This is a genomic window from Oribacterium sp. WCC10, assembly GCF_900113415.1.
Lineage (GTDB): Bacteria > Bacillota > Clostridia > Lachnospirales > Lachnospiraceae > Oribacterium.
The window spans coordinates 1-15,931 of the sequence record NZ_FOPH01000029.1; the positions used below are offsets into that span (position 1 = coordinate 1).

General features: G+C 40.2%; 23 protein-coding genes and 2 pseudogenes. 2 read left to right on the top strand and 23 right to left on the bottom strand.

Features of this window, described 5'->3' with window-relative positions:
- The coding region (locus BM294_RS16060) for a hypothetical protein (protein WP_175494714.1) at positions 1 to 449 on the top strand (449 nt) is incomplete at its 5' end.
- A 35-nt stretch (positions 450 to 484) separates the two neighbouring features.
- On the opposite strand, the gene BM294_RS14495 is transcribed toward BM294_RS16060, so the two are convergent.
- From BM294_RS14495 to BM294_RS14555, 14 genes and pseudogenes are all read right to left on the bottom strand, one after another.
- On the bottom strand, positions 485 to 637 hold the full coding sequence (locus BM294_RS14495; RefSeq protein WP_091209688.1) for a DUF1294 domain-containing protein: 153 nt from the start codon (positions 635 to 637) through the stop codon (positions 485 to 487).
- 13 nt (positions 638 to 650) lie between these two features.
- Positions 651 to 1,502 carry a hypothetical protein gene (locus BM294_RS14500; RefSeq protein ID WP_091209690.1) on the bottom strand — a complete coding sequence of 284 codons (852 nt, stop codon included), beginning with the start codon at positions 1,500 to 1,502 and terminating at the stop codon, positions 651 to 653.
- A gap of 54 nt (positions 1,503 to 1,556) precedes the next feature.
- Positions 1,557 to 1,760, bottom strand: a complete 204-nt coding sequence (locus BM294_RS14505) for a nitroreductase family protein (protein WP_091209692.1) — start codon at positions 1,758 to 1,760, stop codon at positions 1,557 to 1,559.
- A gap of 66 nt (positions 1,761 to 1,826) precedes the next feature.
- Positions 1,827 to 2,378: a GNAT family N-acetyltransferase gene (locus tag BM294_RS14510; RefSeq protein ID WP_091209695.1), complete on the bottom strand. Its 552-nt coding sequence runs from the start codon at positions 2,376 to 2,378 to the stop codon at positions 1,827 to 1,829.
- Positions 2,379 to 2,506: 128 nt separating this feature from the next.
- Complete coding sequence (locus BM294_RS14515; protein WP_330389891.1) at positions 2,507 to 2,737, bottom strand: SDR family oxidoreductase; 231 nt, start codon at positions 2,735 to 2,737, stop codon at positions 2,507 to 2,509.
- 369 nt (positions 2,738 to 3,106) lie between these two features.
- Entirely contained in the window at positions 3,107 to 3,742 is a 636-nt protein-coding gene (locus BM294_RS14520; protein WP_255407210.1) for a DAPG hydrolase family protein, read from the bottom strand.
- Between the two features lie 110 nt (positions 3,743 to 3,852).
- The gene (locus tag BM294_RS14525) at positions 3,853 to 4,608 is read right to left on the bottom strand and encodes a carboxymuconolactone decarboxylase family protein (RefSeq protein ID WP_091209697.1); all 756 of its coding nucleotides are present in this window, start codon (positions 4,606 to 4,608) and stop codon (positions 3,853 to 3,855) included.
- An 11-nt stretch (positions 4,609 to 4,619) separates the two neighbouring features.
- Positions 4,620 to 5,666, bottom strand: coding sequence for an aldo/keto reductase (locus BM294_RS14530; RefSeq protein ID WP_091209698.1), 1,047 nt, complete (start codon positions 5,664 to 5,666; stop codon positions 4,620 to 4,622).
- 18 nt (positions 5,667 to 5,684) lie between these two features.
- Complete coding sequence (locus BM294_RS16065) at positions 5,685 to 5,849, bottom strand: hypothetical protein (protein WP_175494715.1); 165 nt, start codon at positions 5,847 to 5,849, stop codon at positions 5,685 to 5,687.
- 63 nt (positions 5,850 to 5,912) lie between these two features.
- Positions 5,913 to 6,455 (bottom strand): flavin reductase family protein, encoded by a 543-nt coding sequence (locus tag BM294_RS14535; protein WP_091209700.1) that lies wholly within the window; start codon positions 6,453 to 6,455, stop codon positions 5,913 to 5,915.
- A gap of 1 nt (position 6,456) precedes the next feature.
- Positions 6,457 to 7,392, bottom strand: a complete 936-nt coding sequence (locus BM294_RS14540) for an aldo/keto reductase (protein WP_091209702.1) — start codon at positions 7,390 to 7,392, stop codon at positions 6,457 to 6,459.
- Positions 7,393 to 7,440: 48 nt separating this feature from the next.
- A complete protein-coding gene (locus tag BM294_RS14545) occupies positions 7,441 to 8,058 on the bottom strand; it encodes a TetR/AcrR family transcriptional regulator (RefSeq protein ID WP_091209703.1) in 618 nt (205 codons plus the stop codon).
- Between the two features lie 201 nt (positions 8,059 to 8,259).
- On the bottom strand, positions 8,260 to 8,625 hold the full coding sequence (locus BM294_RS14550) for a DUF1848 family protein (RefSeq protein WP_242944550.1): 366 nt from the start codon (positions 8,623 to 8,625) through the stop codon (positions 8,260 to 8,262).
- A gap of 5 nt (positions 8,626 to 8,630) precedes the next feature.
- Positions 8,631 to 9,170: pseudogene (locus BM294_RS14555) on the bottom strand (SIR2 family NAD-dependent protein deacylase); the annotation flags it as partial.
- Between the two features lie 18 nt (positions 9,171 to 9,188).
- Here BM294_RS14555 and BM294_RS15740 point away from each other — a divergent pair.
- A pseudogene (locus BM294_RS15740) lies at positions 9,189 to 9,329 on the top strand (SOS response-associated peptidase family protein); the annotation flags it as partial.
- A gap of 69 nt (positions 9,330 to 9,398) precedes the next feature.
- Here the strand turns inward: BM294_RS15740 and BM294_RS14560 are convergent.
- The 9 genes from BM294_RS14560 to BM294_RS14600 all read right to left on the bottom strand — a co-directional run bounded on the left by BM294_RS14560 (position 9,399) and on the right by BM294_RS14600 (position 15,930).
- Entirely contained in the window at positions 9,399 to 10,472 is a 1,074-nt protein-coding gene (locus BM294_RS14560) for a carboxylesterase family protein (protein ID WP_091209705.1), read from the bottom strand.
- Positions 10,473 to 10,602: 130 nt separating this feature from the next.
- Positions 10,603 to 11,166: a DUF5131 family protein gene (locus BM294_RS14565; protein ID WP_242944552.1), complete on the bottom strand. Its 564-nt coding sequence runs from the start codon at positions 11,164 to 11,166 to the stop codon at positions 10,603 to 10,605.
- Between the two features lie 21 nt (positions 11,167 to 11,187).
- Entirely contained in the window at positions 11,188 to 11,424 is a 237-nt protein-coding gene (locus BM294_RS14570) for a radical SAM protein (RefSeq protein WP_175494717.1), read from the bottom strand.
- Positions 11,425 to 11,435: 11 nt separating this feature from the next.
- Positions 11,436 to 12,104: an alpha/beta hydrolase gene (locus BM294_RS14575; RefSeq protein WP_091209707.1), complete on the bottom strand. Its 669-nt coding sequence runs from the start codon at positions 12,102 to 12,104 to the stop codon at positions 11,436 to 11,438.
- Positions 12,101 to 12,505 (bottom strand): winged helix-turn-helix transcriptional regulator, encoded by a 405-nt coding sequence (locus tag BM294_RS14580; protein ID WP_242944553.1) that lies wholly within the window; start codon positions 12,503 to 12,505, stop codon positions 12,101 to 12,103. The genes BM294_RS14575 and BM294_RS14580 overlap by 4 nt, the downstream gene beginning before the upstream one ends.
- Positions 12,506 to 12,548: 43 nt before the next feature.
- Positions 12,549 to 13,040 (bottom strand): GNAT family N-acetyltransferase, encoded by a 492-nt coding sequence (locus BM294_RS14585; RefSeq protein ID WP_242944554.1) that lies wholly within the window; start codon positions 13,038 to 13,040, stop codon positions 12,549 to 12,551.
- Complete coding sequence (locus tag BM294_RS14590; protein WP_091209709.1) at positions 13,037 to 14,503, bottom strand: amino acid adenylation domain-containing protein; 1,467 nt, start codon at positions 14,501 to 14,503, stop codon at positions 13,037 to 13,039. Before BM294_RS14590 ends, BM294_RS14585 begins: the two co-directional genes overlap by 4 nt.
- A gap of 367 nt (positions 14,504 to 14,870) precedes the next feature.
- Entirely contained in the window at positions 14,871 to 15,356 is a 486-nt protein-coding gene (locus BM294_RS14595) for an RNA 2'-phosphotransferase (protein ID WP_091209711.1), read from the bottom strand.
- A 28-nt stretch (positions 15,357 to 15,384) separates the two neighbouring features.
- Positions 15,385 to 15,930 (bottom strand): GNAT family N-acetyltransferase, encoded by a 546-nt coding sequence (locus tag BM294_RS14600; RefSeq protein WP_091209713.1) that lies wholly within the window; start codon positions 15,928 to 15,930, stop codon positions 15,385 to 15,387.
- Between the last annotated feature and the right edge of the window lies 1 nt (position 15,931).

The following is a 15,931-nucleotide window of genomic DNA, read 5'->3' on the forward strand; positions in this document are numbered from 1 at the left end:
CTGTTTTTTCCGACAACTATTACAAGGATAAGCTTATTGAATACTATCTTAATCCCATTTCTTTACAGAATGATCTAAAGTTTGAGGATGTGCGGATACTGCTTTACATGCACCTGACAGGAAGCCCGGTGACTGAAAAGATGGTAATGGATTACACCAGACTTCCGCTTGTTACGGTTGTTGCATCCCTTCAGAAAATGAAATCAAGACATTTCATAAAAAGCATTCGTCCTACCCAGGATGATGCCAATGCCTCCTTCTCGGAAAGATACCGCGCATACTATGTTTTAGATGACGCAAAACGCATAGAAGATCAGCTTGATGAAGCTTTAAAGGATTATGACACCCTTAGATATCAGGGACTTTCCGAAAAAGAGATAACCACACTCAAAGACCTGGAAAAAAGAACTGTTGAAAATATCAAAAACTTTCTCAGGGCAAACGGGTGAGATCGGTGATCCCAACAAAACCTACAGTACTATATCTATAAATATTTTGCTCCCAAAACTGCAATTATTATGATCTGCAAGATCATTATGACAGGGATACCGTATCTGAAATACCAGTGTCTGGTTTTATGATGAAAGAAGTGCATTCCCAAAAAAGCTCCTATGCTGCCTCCGATCATAAAAGACATCCGATTTTTCAGGTTAACTCTTAACAACAAGGAATACCCCAGACAACAATAAAGCTAAACTCACAATTAAACCAAATCCAATGCCAGAAGCAGAAGTTTTCTTATACGATTTCATAAGCTCCTCTTTACTATGAATATTCTCAAAACATGATATAGAATCGATATCATCGGATTTTTCAAGTCGATTACCTACCTGTTTGCCAACAAGGGCAATTGAATCAATATTATCAACTACGGTTCCACGGTAGCTTATCTTTATGGCACCTACCTGTTCGGAATAATCATTCCACAATGAATCAGAAGCCTTTTTCCCATCGCAGTTTTTAAAATACCTGGAATCAGTGTCTGTTATATAGAGCACATCATTATATTCTTCGGCACGAAGACCCTGAATTTCATCAAAAAGAGCCTGAAGATCCTCATTATTGTAATCAGCTCTTTGAAGTTGTTTTGAATTTCCTCCAAGACTGATCAACAAACTGCTGTCAACCTCGTACTCAAGACCGGTTATGTTTCCGAAGAAAACCTCATCAGTTAATTCTTCTTCATCGTTAAAACTATATAAACGTTCCCATTTGATCTGATCTACACCGTCATATTTCAGTTCTTCAACTTCACGGTGGATCACCGGATATTCAAATCTCAGACCAAGTTCGTAATCTTCCGCATTCTCTATTAAATCAGTTGATACCAGCAATATAACATCTTTTCCCTCATTGGCCGGATCCACCTTGCCGTCCGTTATGAACGGAGCTTCTTCCAGCTGATTCATAGTCGAAGGATTAGTTAAAACAGCTTTTGCGGCTGCAAACGTAAAGAATCCGCCTGTGAGTATCAACACTACACCAATTATTTTTTTAATCATGTTTTATACCACCGTTATTCTTGCACTACGCATATTCTGAAAACAATGCCTGTTTTAAATATAGCTCACAGTCTCTTCCAAAGATTTTCGACTGTCATGATTTGCCAAAGGTCCCGCACCATCAGCTGCATATCCAAGATCTACAAATGTTAATACATTTTCGTTCTCCGGCAGATTGAAAGCCTCCTTTACCTTGTCAGGATCAAAGAAATTCACCCAGCAGCTTTCAACCCCTACGCTTTTCGCCGCAAGAAGCATATATTCCCATTATCCTGTTAAGATCTTCTTTTACAACTTTTCTAATGTTCATACTATCCTTTTTCCTTACGCGTTTTGCCCTAAGTATTTCTCCAGCAGAACAAGATTAACATCAGGTATACCATTAAAAACTGTAGGCACAATGGCAACCTCTTTATAACCAAGTTTACTGTACATTTTTCGTGCTGCCATATTTCGTTCGTTAGTATCTATCCGAAGTTCTGAGCAGCCGTTTTCCAATGCATAGTTTTCATAGAACTTTATAAACTCTTTCCCCAGTCCTTGCTTTCCAGCCATGGGAGATATGGTGAGCGTGTGGAGTACACATACTTTATCGTCTTCCGCCTCATGCTCCCATTTAGTTTTCTTATATACGTCCACCTGGATTTTATTTATTATACCTGAGCCAAGCACAATACCGTCCTTTTCAATAATAAAAAGGTCCTCTCTTTTCAAAGCCTCTTCCGCCGTTTCTTTTACAGGATATATTCCCCTGATCCATCCAACAGATATTATCCCTTCTTCCTCTGTCTTATGGATTTCATCATAAATATTTACCACTGCATCAAGGTCAGATTTATTTGCTTTACGTATCCTAACATTATCAGAAATAGACATCCGCATATCTCCAATTAGCCGCATAATCACACACAGGAAACCACTTATACTCATCTCCGCTCTTAATGTATGACGGATGACGTGGATTTCCATCCCCTGTCATTGTTCCACGATAGTACCACTCACAATCACATTCCAGCTTTTCCTGCAAGGCTGATTGCTAGGGCATGTGTTAATGCAGCTATTCCGCCTTTTGCTGCAGTATAGCTTTCAGTCTGAGGCTGACTCATCCTGTCACGGGATGAAGAAATATTGATTATACATGCTCCGTCTGACAATACAGGTATCAGAAGCTTTGTGAGATAAAACGGAGCGGTCACAGCTACTTTACCATTGGTCATAACGATCTCAATCTTCAAAAAAGCCGCCTACAATTATTACAGGCAGCTCTAAAGAATTTTAAAAATAAAACCAAAAAATTTTAAACAAAATTATTTTGACCCATGCCCCCTGCTATTACTGGCTCTGTAAGGTTTTGTTCATTTTAAATAAAATCTACAAAACAGTAATATACACCTATACAATATTATAATAATTTTGTTTGTTTTTACAGTAAAAATATGTGTTATAGAGTTCATGCGCAAGTGCATTAAGCTTTCTAAAAACTTCTTTACACCTCCAGAACATCAATCATTCCATTTTTTTAATGCTGTCCATGTATGTTTCTACTTGCTTTTTACATTGTGTCAGTAGAGAACTCTTTAGCCCCCTACTGACAATTTTGGGGGTTAGAAATTATCTTTATTATCGTAATACAATTGTGGAAGGAAAGAAGCTAAGTTAGTAAATTCTTTTATATTATGGGCATAAAGATTCTTTGAAACCTGTTCAGGAACGCTAATACCGTCAGGCAAACCTTTTATAAGCTCGCCACTTTCGGACATTTTTACTCCAATCCAAAATCTTGAACATAGCATTACACCATCCTTGTGTGGATACCATTTGTGAGTCATAGCAGCAGCACAATTCCCTTCTCCAATGGCACATACCATAGATGCACATTTTTCGGTTCCGATCAAAGATTCATCATATCCAAAGTCTCTTGGTCTTTTAAAGTTGAGTTTAATGAAATCCGGACCAAAACCTGTATCTTCCAAGATGTAATGACTTACATTCCATGTTTTTTGATTAATCGGAACTGAAGGGTCAACCACATAATCAGCTCTATCAGCTCTTGCAAAATAATGATCTTCAGGATCCCAAATTTTATATCTTAGATCAGAACCTACACTATGCCAAGGAAACCACCAATCAAGCATTTCAGGAGCAACTCCGGACATATAGGTCTCATTACAAACGAAACCCATTCCATCCGGGTTTGTTCCATAACCAATCTGACAATAATCACTGTCCTTACCGCTCAAATTTTATCGTTATCTATAAGCCATGTTCCAAGTGCAAGCTGCGGAACAACAACACCATTTGATAATGTGCTCGTAGTATTAAACATCTTTTGTTTCCTCCTGTTAACCATTTATGATAATTTGCCATAGTCTTCATCCGATACAGCTTCCAGCCAATCGTTGCTTGTTTCCTCCCCGGCAACCTCGATTGCAAGATGTGAGAACCATGAATCCGGTGCTGCTCCATGCCAGTGTTTTACTTCAGCAGGAATGTTTATTACTTTACCGGGTGTCATCTCAATCGCATCTTTACCCCATTCCTGATAATATCCTCTTCCACCGATGCAGATCAGCATCTGACCGCCACCATTCTTTGCATGATGGATGTGCCAGTTATTACGGCATCCCGGCTCAAAAGTTACATTGAAGACAGGCACCTGCTCAGTTGAAACAGGAGCGAGGAAGCTTTGCCCAACAAAGAACTCTCCATAGGGGTTCGGATCTCCGATAGGGAAGAAAATCGAATTTTGATACCTGTCCTTTTCTGTCAGCTCTGGTACTTCTTCATTCCATACTTCCTTTGCAAGACGAAATACTGCCCATCCCTTTGGCCATCCTACATACATGGTGGCATGGGTTATGATGGCTGCAATCTCTTCCTTTGTGACTCCGTGAGCCTTCGCATTCTGAAGGTGATATGAAAGCGATGAGTCTGTGATGCCTGATGCCATAAGTGAAACCACTGTAATAATGCATTTGGTCTTAACATCAATCGCTTCCTCATTCCACACTTCACCAAAGAGTACATCATCATTTAAGTGTGCAAACATCGGAGCAAACTCACCAAGCTGATCTCTTCCTGCTGTCTGTACAATTTTCTCGCTCATTGCGTTTTACCTCACTTTCCAATTTTCTGGTCTCCGGTAGACCATACATGTTTCTTTGAAGCATCACTTCTCTTATTCTGTGCCATAACACCTGCAAGCGGATGTGGCACATATGGCTCTTCGAGATACTTCAGTTCATCATCCGTAAGTTCAATGTCCACAGCCTTTGCTGCCCCTTCTATATGATGCAGCTTGGTCGCACCTACCACAGGAGACGTCACCCTGGTAAGGAGCCATGCCAAGGATACTTCTGTCATGGTCACACCGTGTTTCTCGGCAAGTTCTGCCACACGGTTTATTATCACAGCATCCTGATCCGCTGTAGCATTATACTTAAACTTCGCATATACATCCTCAACAGCTCTTTTGGTATCCCCTTCGCCCGCCTTTCTGGAAAGCCTTCCGCTTGCCAATGCGCTATAAGGAGTCAGTGCGATATTCTCTTCTTCACAATAAGGCACCATCTCACGCTCTTCTTCACGGAAGATCAGATTATAATGTCCCTGGATTGAAACAAACTTTGCAAAGCCTTCTTTTTCTGCCAGAGCATTAGCCTTTGCAATCTGCCATGCAAAACAGTTTGAAATGCCGATATACCTTGCCTTGCCTGCTTTCACGATGCGATTTAAGCCATCCATGATATCGTAGATATCTGTATTCCAGTCCCACATGTGATAGATATACAGATCCACATAGTCCATTCCAAGATTTTGAAGGCTTGTATTTATCATATTTTCTATATGCTGCTGACCACTAACTCCTTTTTCAATCTCTTCCGGTGTTCTCGGAAGAAATTTAGTCGCAACAACCACATCCTTGCGCTTTGAAAAATCTCTAAGTGCACGTCCTACGTACTGCTCACTGGTTCCGCTCTGGTATGCTATCGCCGTATCATAGAAATTAACTCCAAGATCAAGACCTCTCTTTATAATTTCTCTGGAATGTTCCTCATCAATCGTCCAGCTATGCTGTCCTTTTTGGGCATCACCAAATCCCATACAGCCCATACAGATACGGGATACATTCAAATCAGAATTTCCAAGTTTTGTATATTTCATTGCCTGACTCCTTTCCGTTTACAGTACTTCATCAAGCCACTTTTTAATGATGGCTTCATCAGGGCGGTTAATCTGTGTACCTTTTTCCCACTTCACATCACCCTTTACATTCTTATGAAGTTCTTCATCACTTCTTCCTACACCTCTTCCTGAAAACACAGCTACTAAAGTTTTTCCTGCCATTTTCTATCCTTTCTTCTTATACAAAACAAGCCTCTGACCTTTGTAGGCCAGAGACTTGAAAAATCAGTTCATCTTTCCACAGTTTCCGACCTTTTCTCCGGTAACAAAATACTCGTAGGTCGGGAATTCAAACAGTACCGGCTTAAAGGTATGGTAATCAATCTTGCCCTGCTCGTTTAAAACTGCTTCATCAGCATAAGTGGCGAGGATCTTGCAGATAAAGTGGTCGAAGTTCTCCAGTTCATAGTTGCCATCAACTTCACATTCAATTGAAACTTTAGCCTCGTCAATAAGAGGAACTCCATTTTCGCCCATTGTCCAGGCAAAAGCCTCAGACTTATCCTCTTTGTTTCCGCTGATTGTTCCCATCTTATCTGCCTTTGCAAGCCATGACTCATCTACCACATTTACGGAAAGCTTTTTATTCTCACGGATACCCTTATTGATATAGTGAACCTGTACCAGAGACACCATCAGATGGCTGTGTGCCACAGTTCCTGCATGTGCCACCAGGGTCCATGTGGGTTTATCATTTACCATTGCCCCAACCACGATTACAGGGCATGGATATAATGCCAGTGTTGCTCCGATATTTTTCTTTGCCATATTATTTCATCTCCTTTTCCCAAAAACGAATTACATTAAGTTCAAGATTGTCAGCCACTTTTTCAAGTGAGGATACTTCCTCTTCTGTAAGTGTGATATTTGCTGCCTTTACTGCATCAAGTACCTGGTTTTCCTTTGTCACTCCGATAATCGGAAGAGTACCCTTTGCAATTGCCCATGCTACAGGAATCTGTGCCATACCTACGCCATACTTATCAGCAAGCTTTTTCAGTTCACCGTTTAATATTTCCAGCTTATCAAGTACAGGGTTATAGGTCTCTGCCCTTGCTGATCCTTCCGGCATAGGATGTTTTGTATCATACTTTCCGGATAATGCTCCCTGCTCAAGAACCATATATGCAAAGAAGTGGATATCATTTTCCTTACAGTAATCCAGAATTCCCGAATCTTCTGATGATCTGTTGATAAGGCTGTAATGATTCTGTACTGCTGAGAGCTTAAGTCCGTGAGCCTTAAGGATTTCATTTGCCTGCTTGATCTCTGCCAGATTATGATTTGATACTCCGAGGAGAGGAACATTGTCTTTTCCCTCGAAAAACTTAGCAAGCTCTTCTGTCCACTTGGGAGCCCCGGACACATTGTGAATCCAATAAACGTCAAATCGATCGAGGTCCATAAGACCAAGCTGCATCTCGATCATATCCTTCATCGCAGTAGCTGAAGTTGCATCAGCACACTGTGGAGTGAATTTATCGGAAATAAGATAGGACTCCCTTGGCAGTCCTTTAAGAAATCCTGCAAGCACCTTCTCTGATGTTCCCATGCCATATGCATAGGCTGTATCCCAGAGATTAAGCCCATTTTCCATTGCAGTATCAAAAATAGGTTTCAGACTCTCTGCTGTCAGATTGTTTCCAAAAGTTCCATCATTGCCCCATGCCCATGCACCAAGAGCGATTTTAGGTAAATTTGCCATTGTAGTTATCCTCCTTAACTTTGTTGTTTTGTATCGGTCCGCCTCACTTTATAAAAGCTTCAGCAGACAGTTATTGGTTATCTCAAAAATGGACTGGTATACATAGTCCACATTTGCCTGCTTCATTGCATCCCGCTGTTTATCCGTTACGGTAGTGTAGGGATATATTCCAAACATAAACGGGAAGAAAACATATATGAAATCCTGGATGTCCTGGACCGTTTTCTCCGGGCAGAACTTAGTAAGAATCCTGCATACGTTCTTCATGGACTCTCCATAAGCCACCTTGAAAGAGGTAAGAAGCTCGGTTCTGCTGTTTGCTTCCATATCATAGTTGTTCATGGAAAGAAGCTTTAAAAGCTGCTGTCTGTTTGCTATCGAGGATGCAATTTTTTCAGCTATCTGCTCCTTCGTAAGAGTATCATTATTCTCTAGTATGTCTGTCAGTTCTATATTCCAGCGATCATACTCGCGTTCATAAAGTGCCAGAAAAATCTCTTCCTTCGTCTGAAAGTAGTTGTAGATGGTCGGTCTTGAAAATGATGTCTCGCTTCCAATCTCCTTAAGGGTAATGTCCTTGAAACTCATGGTCTGATACAATTTCTCACAGGCACTTATTATCTCTTCTTTCCTTGCTGCCGTTCTTTCCGGTGATCCTTTTGGCATATCCTTCCTCCCTATATTTTTATTCTGACATCGTGTCAACATAAATTGTATCGGCATTCTGACACAGTGTCAAGTTATTATTTTGTAAAAAAATAGCGGCTACAAGATTTCTCTCATAACCACTGTATTTGGGGTTCCATCTCCAATATCAGATTTTACTTTACCATCCGTTATCGTTTTATCTTCCGATATAATATACCATCATATCTCCAGTCTCATCTGCAGATCCAGCCAGCTTTTCTGCTCTGCCTCATGGATTACATCACCGGGCTGACTGTTCCCGATCAGGAAAGGTGACTTTGGATCGTGCTTCGTCATATTCTCTCTCACAAGTGCTGCATTCGTATTGGCATAACAGTACCTGCAAAGATGTCCACAGGTATCATATGCTCCGATATCTGCACCCAAAAGGCAGGCGCATTCATTGTTCCTCTGATTCCTGTTTCGTTTAGTAACATCGAGTCTTGCATGGAGAGCAGTCTCAAAAGTCTTTACCGTCATACAGCCGGAACAGTCTGCACCATATGATGCAAGATCATTTCCCTCAGCACACGGTCTGATGATCATGTCATGCTGTTTTGCGATCTCAGATTCATAGTAAAAGGCTTCCCACACTTCGGGCATTTCGGGATCAGATCCTTCGGAATCTTCATATCCTTTTGCTGCTCCACCATGTTTCTGACCATCTCTTCATTTTCATAGGTCACATCCGAGCACGGTTCGCTGCACTGGAACAGCCCATAATCATCCTGGGTATAAAAAAGTCTATTCTTATCAAAACCCGCCTTCTGGAAACAATGATCCACATTCGTTGTGATGACAAAATAATCCTTATCCTTTACCCAAGAAAGCAACTGCTCATAAACAGGCTTTGGTGCATCCATATATCTGTTTACAAAGATGAACTTCGACCAGTAAGCCCACATCTCTTCCGAAATCTCATAAGGGTAGAACCCACCGGAGTACATATCCTTAAATCCATACTTCTTTCCGAAATCCGAAAAATGCTTCTCAAAGCTCTCACCGTTATAAACAAATCCTGCGGAAGTCGAAAGACCTGCTCCTGCCCCGATCACAACAGCATCAGCTTCTTCTACCGCCTTCTTTAATCTCTAAAAGAACCTACAACAGAACTCTCAAAAATCCATGATCGGATGCCCCTTATGCTGCCAAAAGAGAGAATAGATGAATGGATAAGTCCTGCATCAAATCCGGATAAAATCATTCCTTATGCATTATCGGATATGATAGCAGAAAAAATATGTAGATAATTCGGTAAGCTAAAAGTAGACACCAATGATGTGGACATTATCGATGTTCGCATCATTGCGGTCTATATATTATTGCTCAAACAGCCAATCTCTTACTGCTGAAATTTTATATGCATAGTTAAATGAAGCCATATGTTCCATTCCGCTTTGGCCTTCTTTAAATACTGTACCGGTTTCAAATCTAATCATATTGATCGGAAGATTTTCGGACAGAAGTTCTTCAACTGCGGCGTTCTGCTCATCTTCGCTGTTCTGTGCATTCCATGTGCCATAAGTGTATTCTACACCATCTGTATCAAGCATTTTCATTACTTCATCCTGTCCACCTGAAGCACGTTCGTCACCTCCTGCTGTCATATAGAAGAATGTCTCATTCTCGAGAGGTTCCAGTACAGAAATGTCCCACTGACCGGATACAAACAAGCTTGCAGCAAAAAGATCAGGATACTTGCTATTAAGATAGAGAGATGTCATACAGCCCATTGACTGACCTGTTGTATAGAGTCTGTCTGAGTCTATTGAGTAATCTTTCTGAAGCTGCGAGAGAAGGTTTACTAGAGCATTAACTTCTTCAGAAACATCCCAATTATCATTCACTACTGTTTCAGAAAATGCAGGAACAAGAACAAATGATGCATGTTTTGCCTGATCTTCATCAGTAACCCAGACTGTAGCTCCATAGTATTCCTCAACTATTTCGGAAGCAGTTTTTCCGGCTCCTGTTGAATCAGGAATGTACACTAAAAGCGGATACTTCTGTGATTCGTCATAGTTTTCCGGGATATAAAGACTGTAATCTAGTGTGATGCCGGTTGTTTCATCATTATATGTGAACTGCTTGAATTTTTCAGAATTTTCATCAAGAACCGCCTGAATCTCCGGATCATTTGAAGTGCTCATCATTCCGCCTCTGTCCATTGGACCTCTGGCTTTACTATCATCGAATGAGACATCTTCCTGAGTATCAGATTCAATTGTTTCTTCATAAGTGCTTTCGTTCTCATCCACATCACTTATAGCTTCCATGGTAAGCTTTGTTTCGGCACTACTGCTTAATGGGATGCTTGTACTATTACAAGCTGCTAATGTGGCACTCATGAAAACAGACATTAAAATAGTAACTGACTTTAATTTCTTCATCATACTTGTTCTCCTTTGGGGTATTATGTTTTCTCAATAGTGGAGTATTTTATAAAGCGAGCTACCATTCGCTGATTAGTATAATAATACACTAACCTTAATTAAGGCTGAAAATAATCATATTATTTCTAAGTTAATGGCAGGGTCTGGCTCCGCCATAATTTTCACCATCACACAACACCTGTTCAATCTGACCATATTTAAGGTAGTTACTTATAGAAACAGGTCCGATAAAAGGTGCACACATGATTCCTTTATGCTTAAATGGTAGTTCCAGTAATATAGGTATTCTTTCATCAGTTCTTTTCTGATTCTCGCATGTCACATTGAAAAAAACGTTTTCCCAACCTCCACCCCAATTAAAGGGTAAATGCTCAGCTACGCGATCAGGACGTTTTGTAAGTAGAAAAAATTTAACATCAGGTCGTCTTTCTATAATAGACCATGCTTCGTCCCGCCAGTCATCTGCTTCCTCTAAAAAGAAGTCAGAGGTCATGCATACCCTTAGCATCTCTCCACTTTTTACTTTATAATTTCCCTGACGATCTTTTGACAATGGATACTTAAACCCTGTTTTGGTTCTGTAAATATTCGAGCCGTCTTTATCTCTTAGGCTGTCCAGGTAATACATATAGCAGTTTTGGCATCCCTCACTGCATTTTATACACCCATGCCAGGGGTTCCAGATATCATGCATACTGATTGTCACCTCTTATACTCATTTCTTTTTTGCTGACTTTTTTACCTCCTCATGATAAAAATAGTTTGCCATGATAGGCGGCTCTCCAAAGTCTGACATTTTAGAATCATCATCCCTGACGTAAGGCATATGATTCTTTTCTGCATATTTCCGAAGCTTAATGTCTAGCTCACTCCAGTACTCCCTGCTCTTTTTTGAATAAATCTGATGATATAATTCATCAAGCTCCGGATGATTCTCATGAATCCAGTTCATGACCTCATCTGTCACAAAATCCAGGCGATTCCCTTAGCAAGCCGAATATCAGCATTCTTAAAGTGATTTCCCGGATTCAACTCAAAAACCGTATCTATACCGCTGTCTTTGTAATGCTCATAAGTCTCTTTAGTTTTATCCTCAACCGTGCTTAGCAGGTTATTTCTTGTTCGTGCCTCTTTATCTCCAAGAGAGAAATATACCCTGTCAGGCTTTCTCACAAAATCATTTTTGCTGGCATATTCCACAAAATCAGGAAACCACATGGACCCCGATGCACTTACGACTCTTGAAAATATATCCGTCTTATACAAGCTATAGATAGCAAACAACCCTGCCAGAGAATAACCAGCTATAGCTATATATTCAGGTTCAACAGCAAGTTCCTTCTTTATTGCCGGGATAATGGTGCCTGTCAGATTTACAAGATACTCATCTGCACCCCCTGTACATGGAATGTCATTTTTACTTAAAGGCGGACATTCCCACGGTGACATCTCATCATCCCAATTAATGTCACTGATGACAGCAAGATTCGCTTTCTTATCTGTCATTGAGCAAAGCGCACTGTAAATGCTGCTACCGTTTCCCTGAAATGTGTTAATAATCACAAGCGGAGCAGCCTCATCTCTGTCACCATATAAATAAACATGCTTTCCCTCAGCTATCATTTCCTTCATTTATCCTCTTTTGTTTCATATATCTCTTTTTCATGTTTAAAGCCCCAGTTCATGATTGAATAAAACACAGGGAAAAGATCTTTCCCCATATCAGAAAGTGAGTACTCCACATGAGGAGGGACTTCATTAAACTGGACCCTTGTAACAAGACCGTCATCCTCAAGCTCCCTAAGGCTCTTAGTAAGCATGGTATTTGTGATTCCCGACAGGTCTTTCTTTAGCTGTCCGAATCTCACACTGTCATAGATGCAAAGTTCATACATAAGCTGTGATTTCCATCTCCCCGAGAGCATCTCAAGAAGAGGTGTAACGGGGCAATGCCCATCCTTTGTTAGTATTCCTTCCTTAACCCTTACCAGATATTCATCATATGACATATAGTCTTCGTTTTTTTGTGACATATACTACCTCCGTTCCAAACAAAAATTACGATATTACATAAATCTATTTTATCGTATTTAATTTCATGTAGCCATTCATGTCTTCAAATCCAAGGGATCTGTATAATTCAACGGCCATATCGGAGCTCTCAAGATAGATCTTTTCAGCACCTTTCTCTGCCGCCCTCTCTATAAGATATCTGCATATCTCCTTTGCCAGTCCCTGCCTTCTGTACTCCTGCCTGACATATATATTCATAAGATAGGCACATTTACCGCTGCTATTGTCCGGAGATGGCATCTCTCTATACAGGCAAACTCCGCCACATCCCGCCAGTTCTCCTGACACATATATTGCACAAGCCACATGACCGCCCTTTTTAAGCTCTTCCTGATAATATTCTTCATTTTCTTTTCTGATATCATTCCACTCAGCATCCGAGAGCTTTTCTTTTTCCTGAAAAAAGACATTTGACAAAACCTCCATTCTAAGTGAAAGCAAAAGTTCCATATCATCTGCCTTAAGCTCTTTTAACGCTATATTATTATCTGTCACGCTGCCACCTTCCTTAAAACGTTTGGGAGTGCTGTTTTATCAACCTTACCGTTTGCATTAAGGGGAAGGCTCTTAAGTTCAACAAAATATTCCGGAATCATGTAATCTGTCAGATAATCCTTCATGTAATCTGTAATATCCGTAAGTTTGACGTTCTCTTTTTCCGGCACCACATAGGCAACCATGTAGGATAGATTATTGTCATCAACTTTTGGTGCTACATATGCCTGTCTGATAAGCTCTGACTTGGTAAGGATATTTTCAACTTCACTCACCTCAACTCTTTTTCCATTAATCATTATCTGGGTATCTTTTCTGTGAAGAAAAGCAATGTTGCCATCTGGCAGATAGTAACCAAGATCACCGCTTTTATACATTCTTCCGTTTGCAGTATTTACAAATGCTTTATTCTCCTCAAAACGGTTTCCTATATACCCGTTAGAAACTCCGCCTCCGAAGATACAGAGTTCTCCGACTTCTCCATCCGGAAGTTCTTTTCCTTCCTCATCCATGACTTTGATCTCTGTTCCAAGCACAGACTTTCCGACAGGGAATGTGCCATCTTCAAGGACATTATCCTTTGTGCATCTGCAATAAGAAGCGCACACTGTGGTCTCGGAAGGACCATAAGTATTGTAAACTTCCACCTTTCCAAGAAGGTTTTTTACATAAGAAGCTCTTATAACATCTCCGCCGCTTATGAGGAGTCTCAGGCTCTTAGGTATTTCTGGAAGGTCATTGATTTCCTGTAAAAGATATGGGAAGCCGCTAAGCATAGTCACATTATTTCTTTTGATAAATCCGATAAGCTTCTTAACATCTGCTCTTTCTTCATCAGAAGGAATTGCCAGAGCTGCTCCTGATAAAAGAGTTGTAAATACCTCTTCAACAAATATGTCAAAAGAACATACCGAATGCTGAAGCATTATATCGCCACATGCTGGGTGAAACTCATTGCAAAATGCTCTCACATAATGACATACATTTGCATTCGTTACAGAAACACCCTTGGGCTTCCCTGTAGTTCCTGATGTATAAAGGATATAAGCCAAATCCCTTTCGTCATATTCAGCATCACATACAGCTGTTTCCTCTATAGCTAATCCTTTGTCTACAATTATATTTGTTAACTTGGGAAATCTGTCTGCATACTCTCTGTTCGTAATAAGCACGCTCACCTCAGCCTCTTCCATCATGTATCTGATTCTTTCTTTTGGAAAAAATGGTTCAACAGGTATATATGCTGCCCCAACCCGCAATGCTGCAAATATTGATGCTATCATTTCAACTGAATGATTCATCATTATACCTACTCTTTTGCATCCTTTGGGAAGTCTTTCAGCTATTGTATCTGCCAGTAAAAGCTGTTCCTTTCTGCTAAGATTTCTTTCATTATCAAAAACTGCTAAAGCATCTTTATTCTCATTTACCTGTGCCATGAATTTTTCAATTATTGTATTCATCTATTAGTATCTCCTATATTTCACACATATCTCTTCGTTACAATGCATATGATATAGGAAATATACAAAGCCTCACAAGTACGCAGTTTTTTTAAACATAGTATCATCGATGATACTTTTGTGTGACTATGCGGTGTATCTGACACAAATTTTTTTGTACAATTTTAAATATTTGCTACTGCCTTTATCTGTGCCACAAATATTGCCTTTACCCTATCATCTGTTATCCGCCTCAGTAAATTCTTCATTTCCATATCAAAAGCATCCTCTTCCTTCTCCTCCCACACCTTGGGGTCAGGTACTGTAAAAGAATTATTAACAACAGTTCATAAAATGTACATGGTACCTGTCCCCAAGGTGTGATATACTAATCATCAGCTATTCTCAAACTATTTTCTGCCATTCTTCCGGCATACACTTTGAATACTACAGGTTTTCCATGTCGGCTTCCTACTTTGATCGCTGTTTCATAGTCTTTTGACAAATGGACGTATAATCTTGATTTAGGGATAAGTCCCTTCCCAAGTATGGACTCAACATACTTTTCGCCCGTACCGTACCAAAGGATTTCAGGAGGAATGGTCTTTATTAGTTCCACATCCACGTTAATAGAATGCCCCTGATTTGCGCGAATAAGCGTCTTATCCTCGTTAAACGAATACCTCTTCTTTTCATCTTCTGCCACTATCTTTTCAAGCATTTCCTTGTCGAACTTATGAGTTTTTCCTATCCCGGCAATAAGTTTCCCGACATCTGCCCATCCATGTTCATCAAGGCTTATACCTATGGTCTCCGGTTTATGCCTAAGAATAAGACTCAGGAACTTGCTTAACTCTTTTTCTTTCTTGTCCATAGTAAACGCCCCGTAAGGATATGATTATTTAAAGACACTTGTACATGGAAATCACTTCCTGATATCCGCTTATCCTCGAATTAAAGCCCCTGGGATTACGTCCAAATTCCACAAAGCCCATAGCTTTGTACATTTCAATTGCCTTTATATTGTCCGAAACAACATTTAATTCAATCTGCACGAATCCGGCGTTTCTGGCGCATTCTATGCAAGCCTCCGAAATGGCTTTTCCAATGCCAATCCCCCAGTATTCCTTAAGTACACATACCCCAAAGTCAGTACGATGTCTTAGCTTATGTATTGTTCCTATTGCTTGAATGCCTCCAGTCCCTACGATTTTGTCATCTACAACAGCAACAATCTCTATATCATTAGGACTCTTCGTCGTATCTGAAAGAAACTTAGCTTCTTTTTCAGGATCAAAACAATTTTCATCGGGATATGCGATCATAAAATCAGTTTCGGCATGGGTTTTATTGTAAACGTCACAGACTTCTTTACCGTCCGGCTCATCACCATTCCTAAGTAATGCTTCCTGTCCATTTTTAAGAATTATCTTCTTGCTATAAATCATC

Excerpts from the sequence above, each read along its gene's own strand:
- BM294_RS14535 (WP_091209700.1), bottom strand. The coding sequence starts at position 6,455 with ATGGCAAAGAAAAATATCGGAGCAACACTGGCATTATATCCATGCCCT.
- BM294_RS14575 (WP_091209707.1), bottom strand. The coding sequence starts at position 12,104 with ATGAAGGAAATGATAGCTGAGGGAAAGCATGTTTATTTATATGGTGAC.
- BM294_RS14570 (WP_175494717.1), bottom strand. The coding sequence starts at position 11,424 with ATGAACTGGATTCATGAGAATCATCCGGAGCTTGATGAATTATATCAT.
- BM294_RS14500 (WP_091209690.1), bottom strand. The coding sequence starts at position 1,502 with ATGATTAAAAAAATAATTGGTGTAGTGTTGATACTCACAGGCGGATTC.
- BM294_RS14550 (WP_242944550.1), bottom strand. The coding sequence starts at position 8,625 with ATGATCATCAGACCGTGTGCTGAGGGAAATGATCTTGCATCATATGGT.
- BM294_RS16065 (WP_175494715.1), bottom strand. The coding sequence starts at position 5,849 with ATGGCAGGAAAAACTTTAGTAGCTGTGTTTTCAGGAAGAGGTGTAGGA.
- BM294_RS14565 (WP_242944552.1), bottom strand. The coding sequence starts at position 11,166 with ATGCATGATATCTGGAACCCCTGGCATGGGTGTATAAAATGCAGTGAG.
- BM294_RS14530 (WP_091209698.1), bottom strand. The coding sequence starts at position 5,666 with ATGAAATATACAAAACTTGGAAATTCTGATTTGAATGTATCCCGTATC.
- BM294_RS14580 (WP_242944553.1), bottom strand. The coding sequence starts at position 12,505 with ATGTCACAAAAAAACGAAGACTATATGTCATATGATGAATATCTGGTA.
- BM294_RS14545 (WP_091209703.1), bottom strand. The coding sequence starts at position 8,058 with ATGCCAAAAGGATCACCGGAAAGAACGGCAGCAAGGAAAGAAGAGATA.
- BM294_RS14525 (WP_091209697.1), bottom strand. The coding sequence starts at position 4,608 with ATGAGCGAGAAAATTGTACAGACAGCAGGAAGAGATCAGCTTGGTGAG.
- BM294_RS14505 (WP_091209692.1), bottom strand. The coding sequence starts at position 1,760 with ATGCTTCTTGCGGCGAAAAGCGTAGGGGTTGAAAGCTGCTGGGTGAAT.
- BM294_RS14600 (WP_091209713.1), bottom strand. The coding sequence starts at position 15,930 with ATGATTTATAGCAAGAAGATAATTCTTAAAAATGGACAGGAAGCATTA.
- BM294_RS14590 (WP_091209709.1), bottom strand. The coding sequence starts at position 14,503 with ATGAATACAATAATTGAAAAATTCATGGCACAGGTAAATGAGAATAAA.
- BM294_RS14595 (WP_091209711.1), bottom strand. The coding sequence starts at position 15,356 with ATGGACAAGAAAGAAAAAGAGTTAAGCAAGTTCCTGAGTCTTATTCTT.
- BM294_RS14495 (WP_091209688.1), bottom strand. The coding sequence starts at position 637 with ATGTCTTTTATGATCGGAGGCAGCATAGGAGCTTTTTTGGGAATGCAC.
- BM294_RS14560 (WP_091209705.1), bottom strand. The coding sequence starts at position 10,472 with ATGATGAAGAAATTAAAGTCAGTTACTATTTTAATGTCTGTTTTCATG.
- BM294_RS14540 (WP_091209702.1), bottom strand. The coding sequence starts at position 7,392 with ATGGCAAATTTACCTAAAATCGCTCTTGGTGCATGGGCATGGGGCAAT.
- BM294_RS14510 (WP_091209695.1), bottom strand. The coding sequence starts at position 2,378 with ATGTCTATTTCTGATAATGTTAGGATACGTAAAGCAAATAAATCTGAC.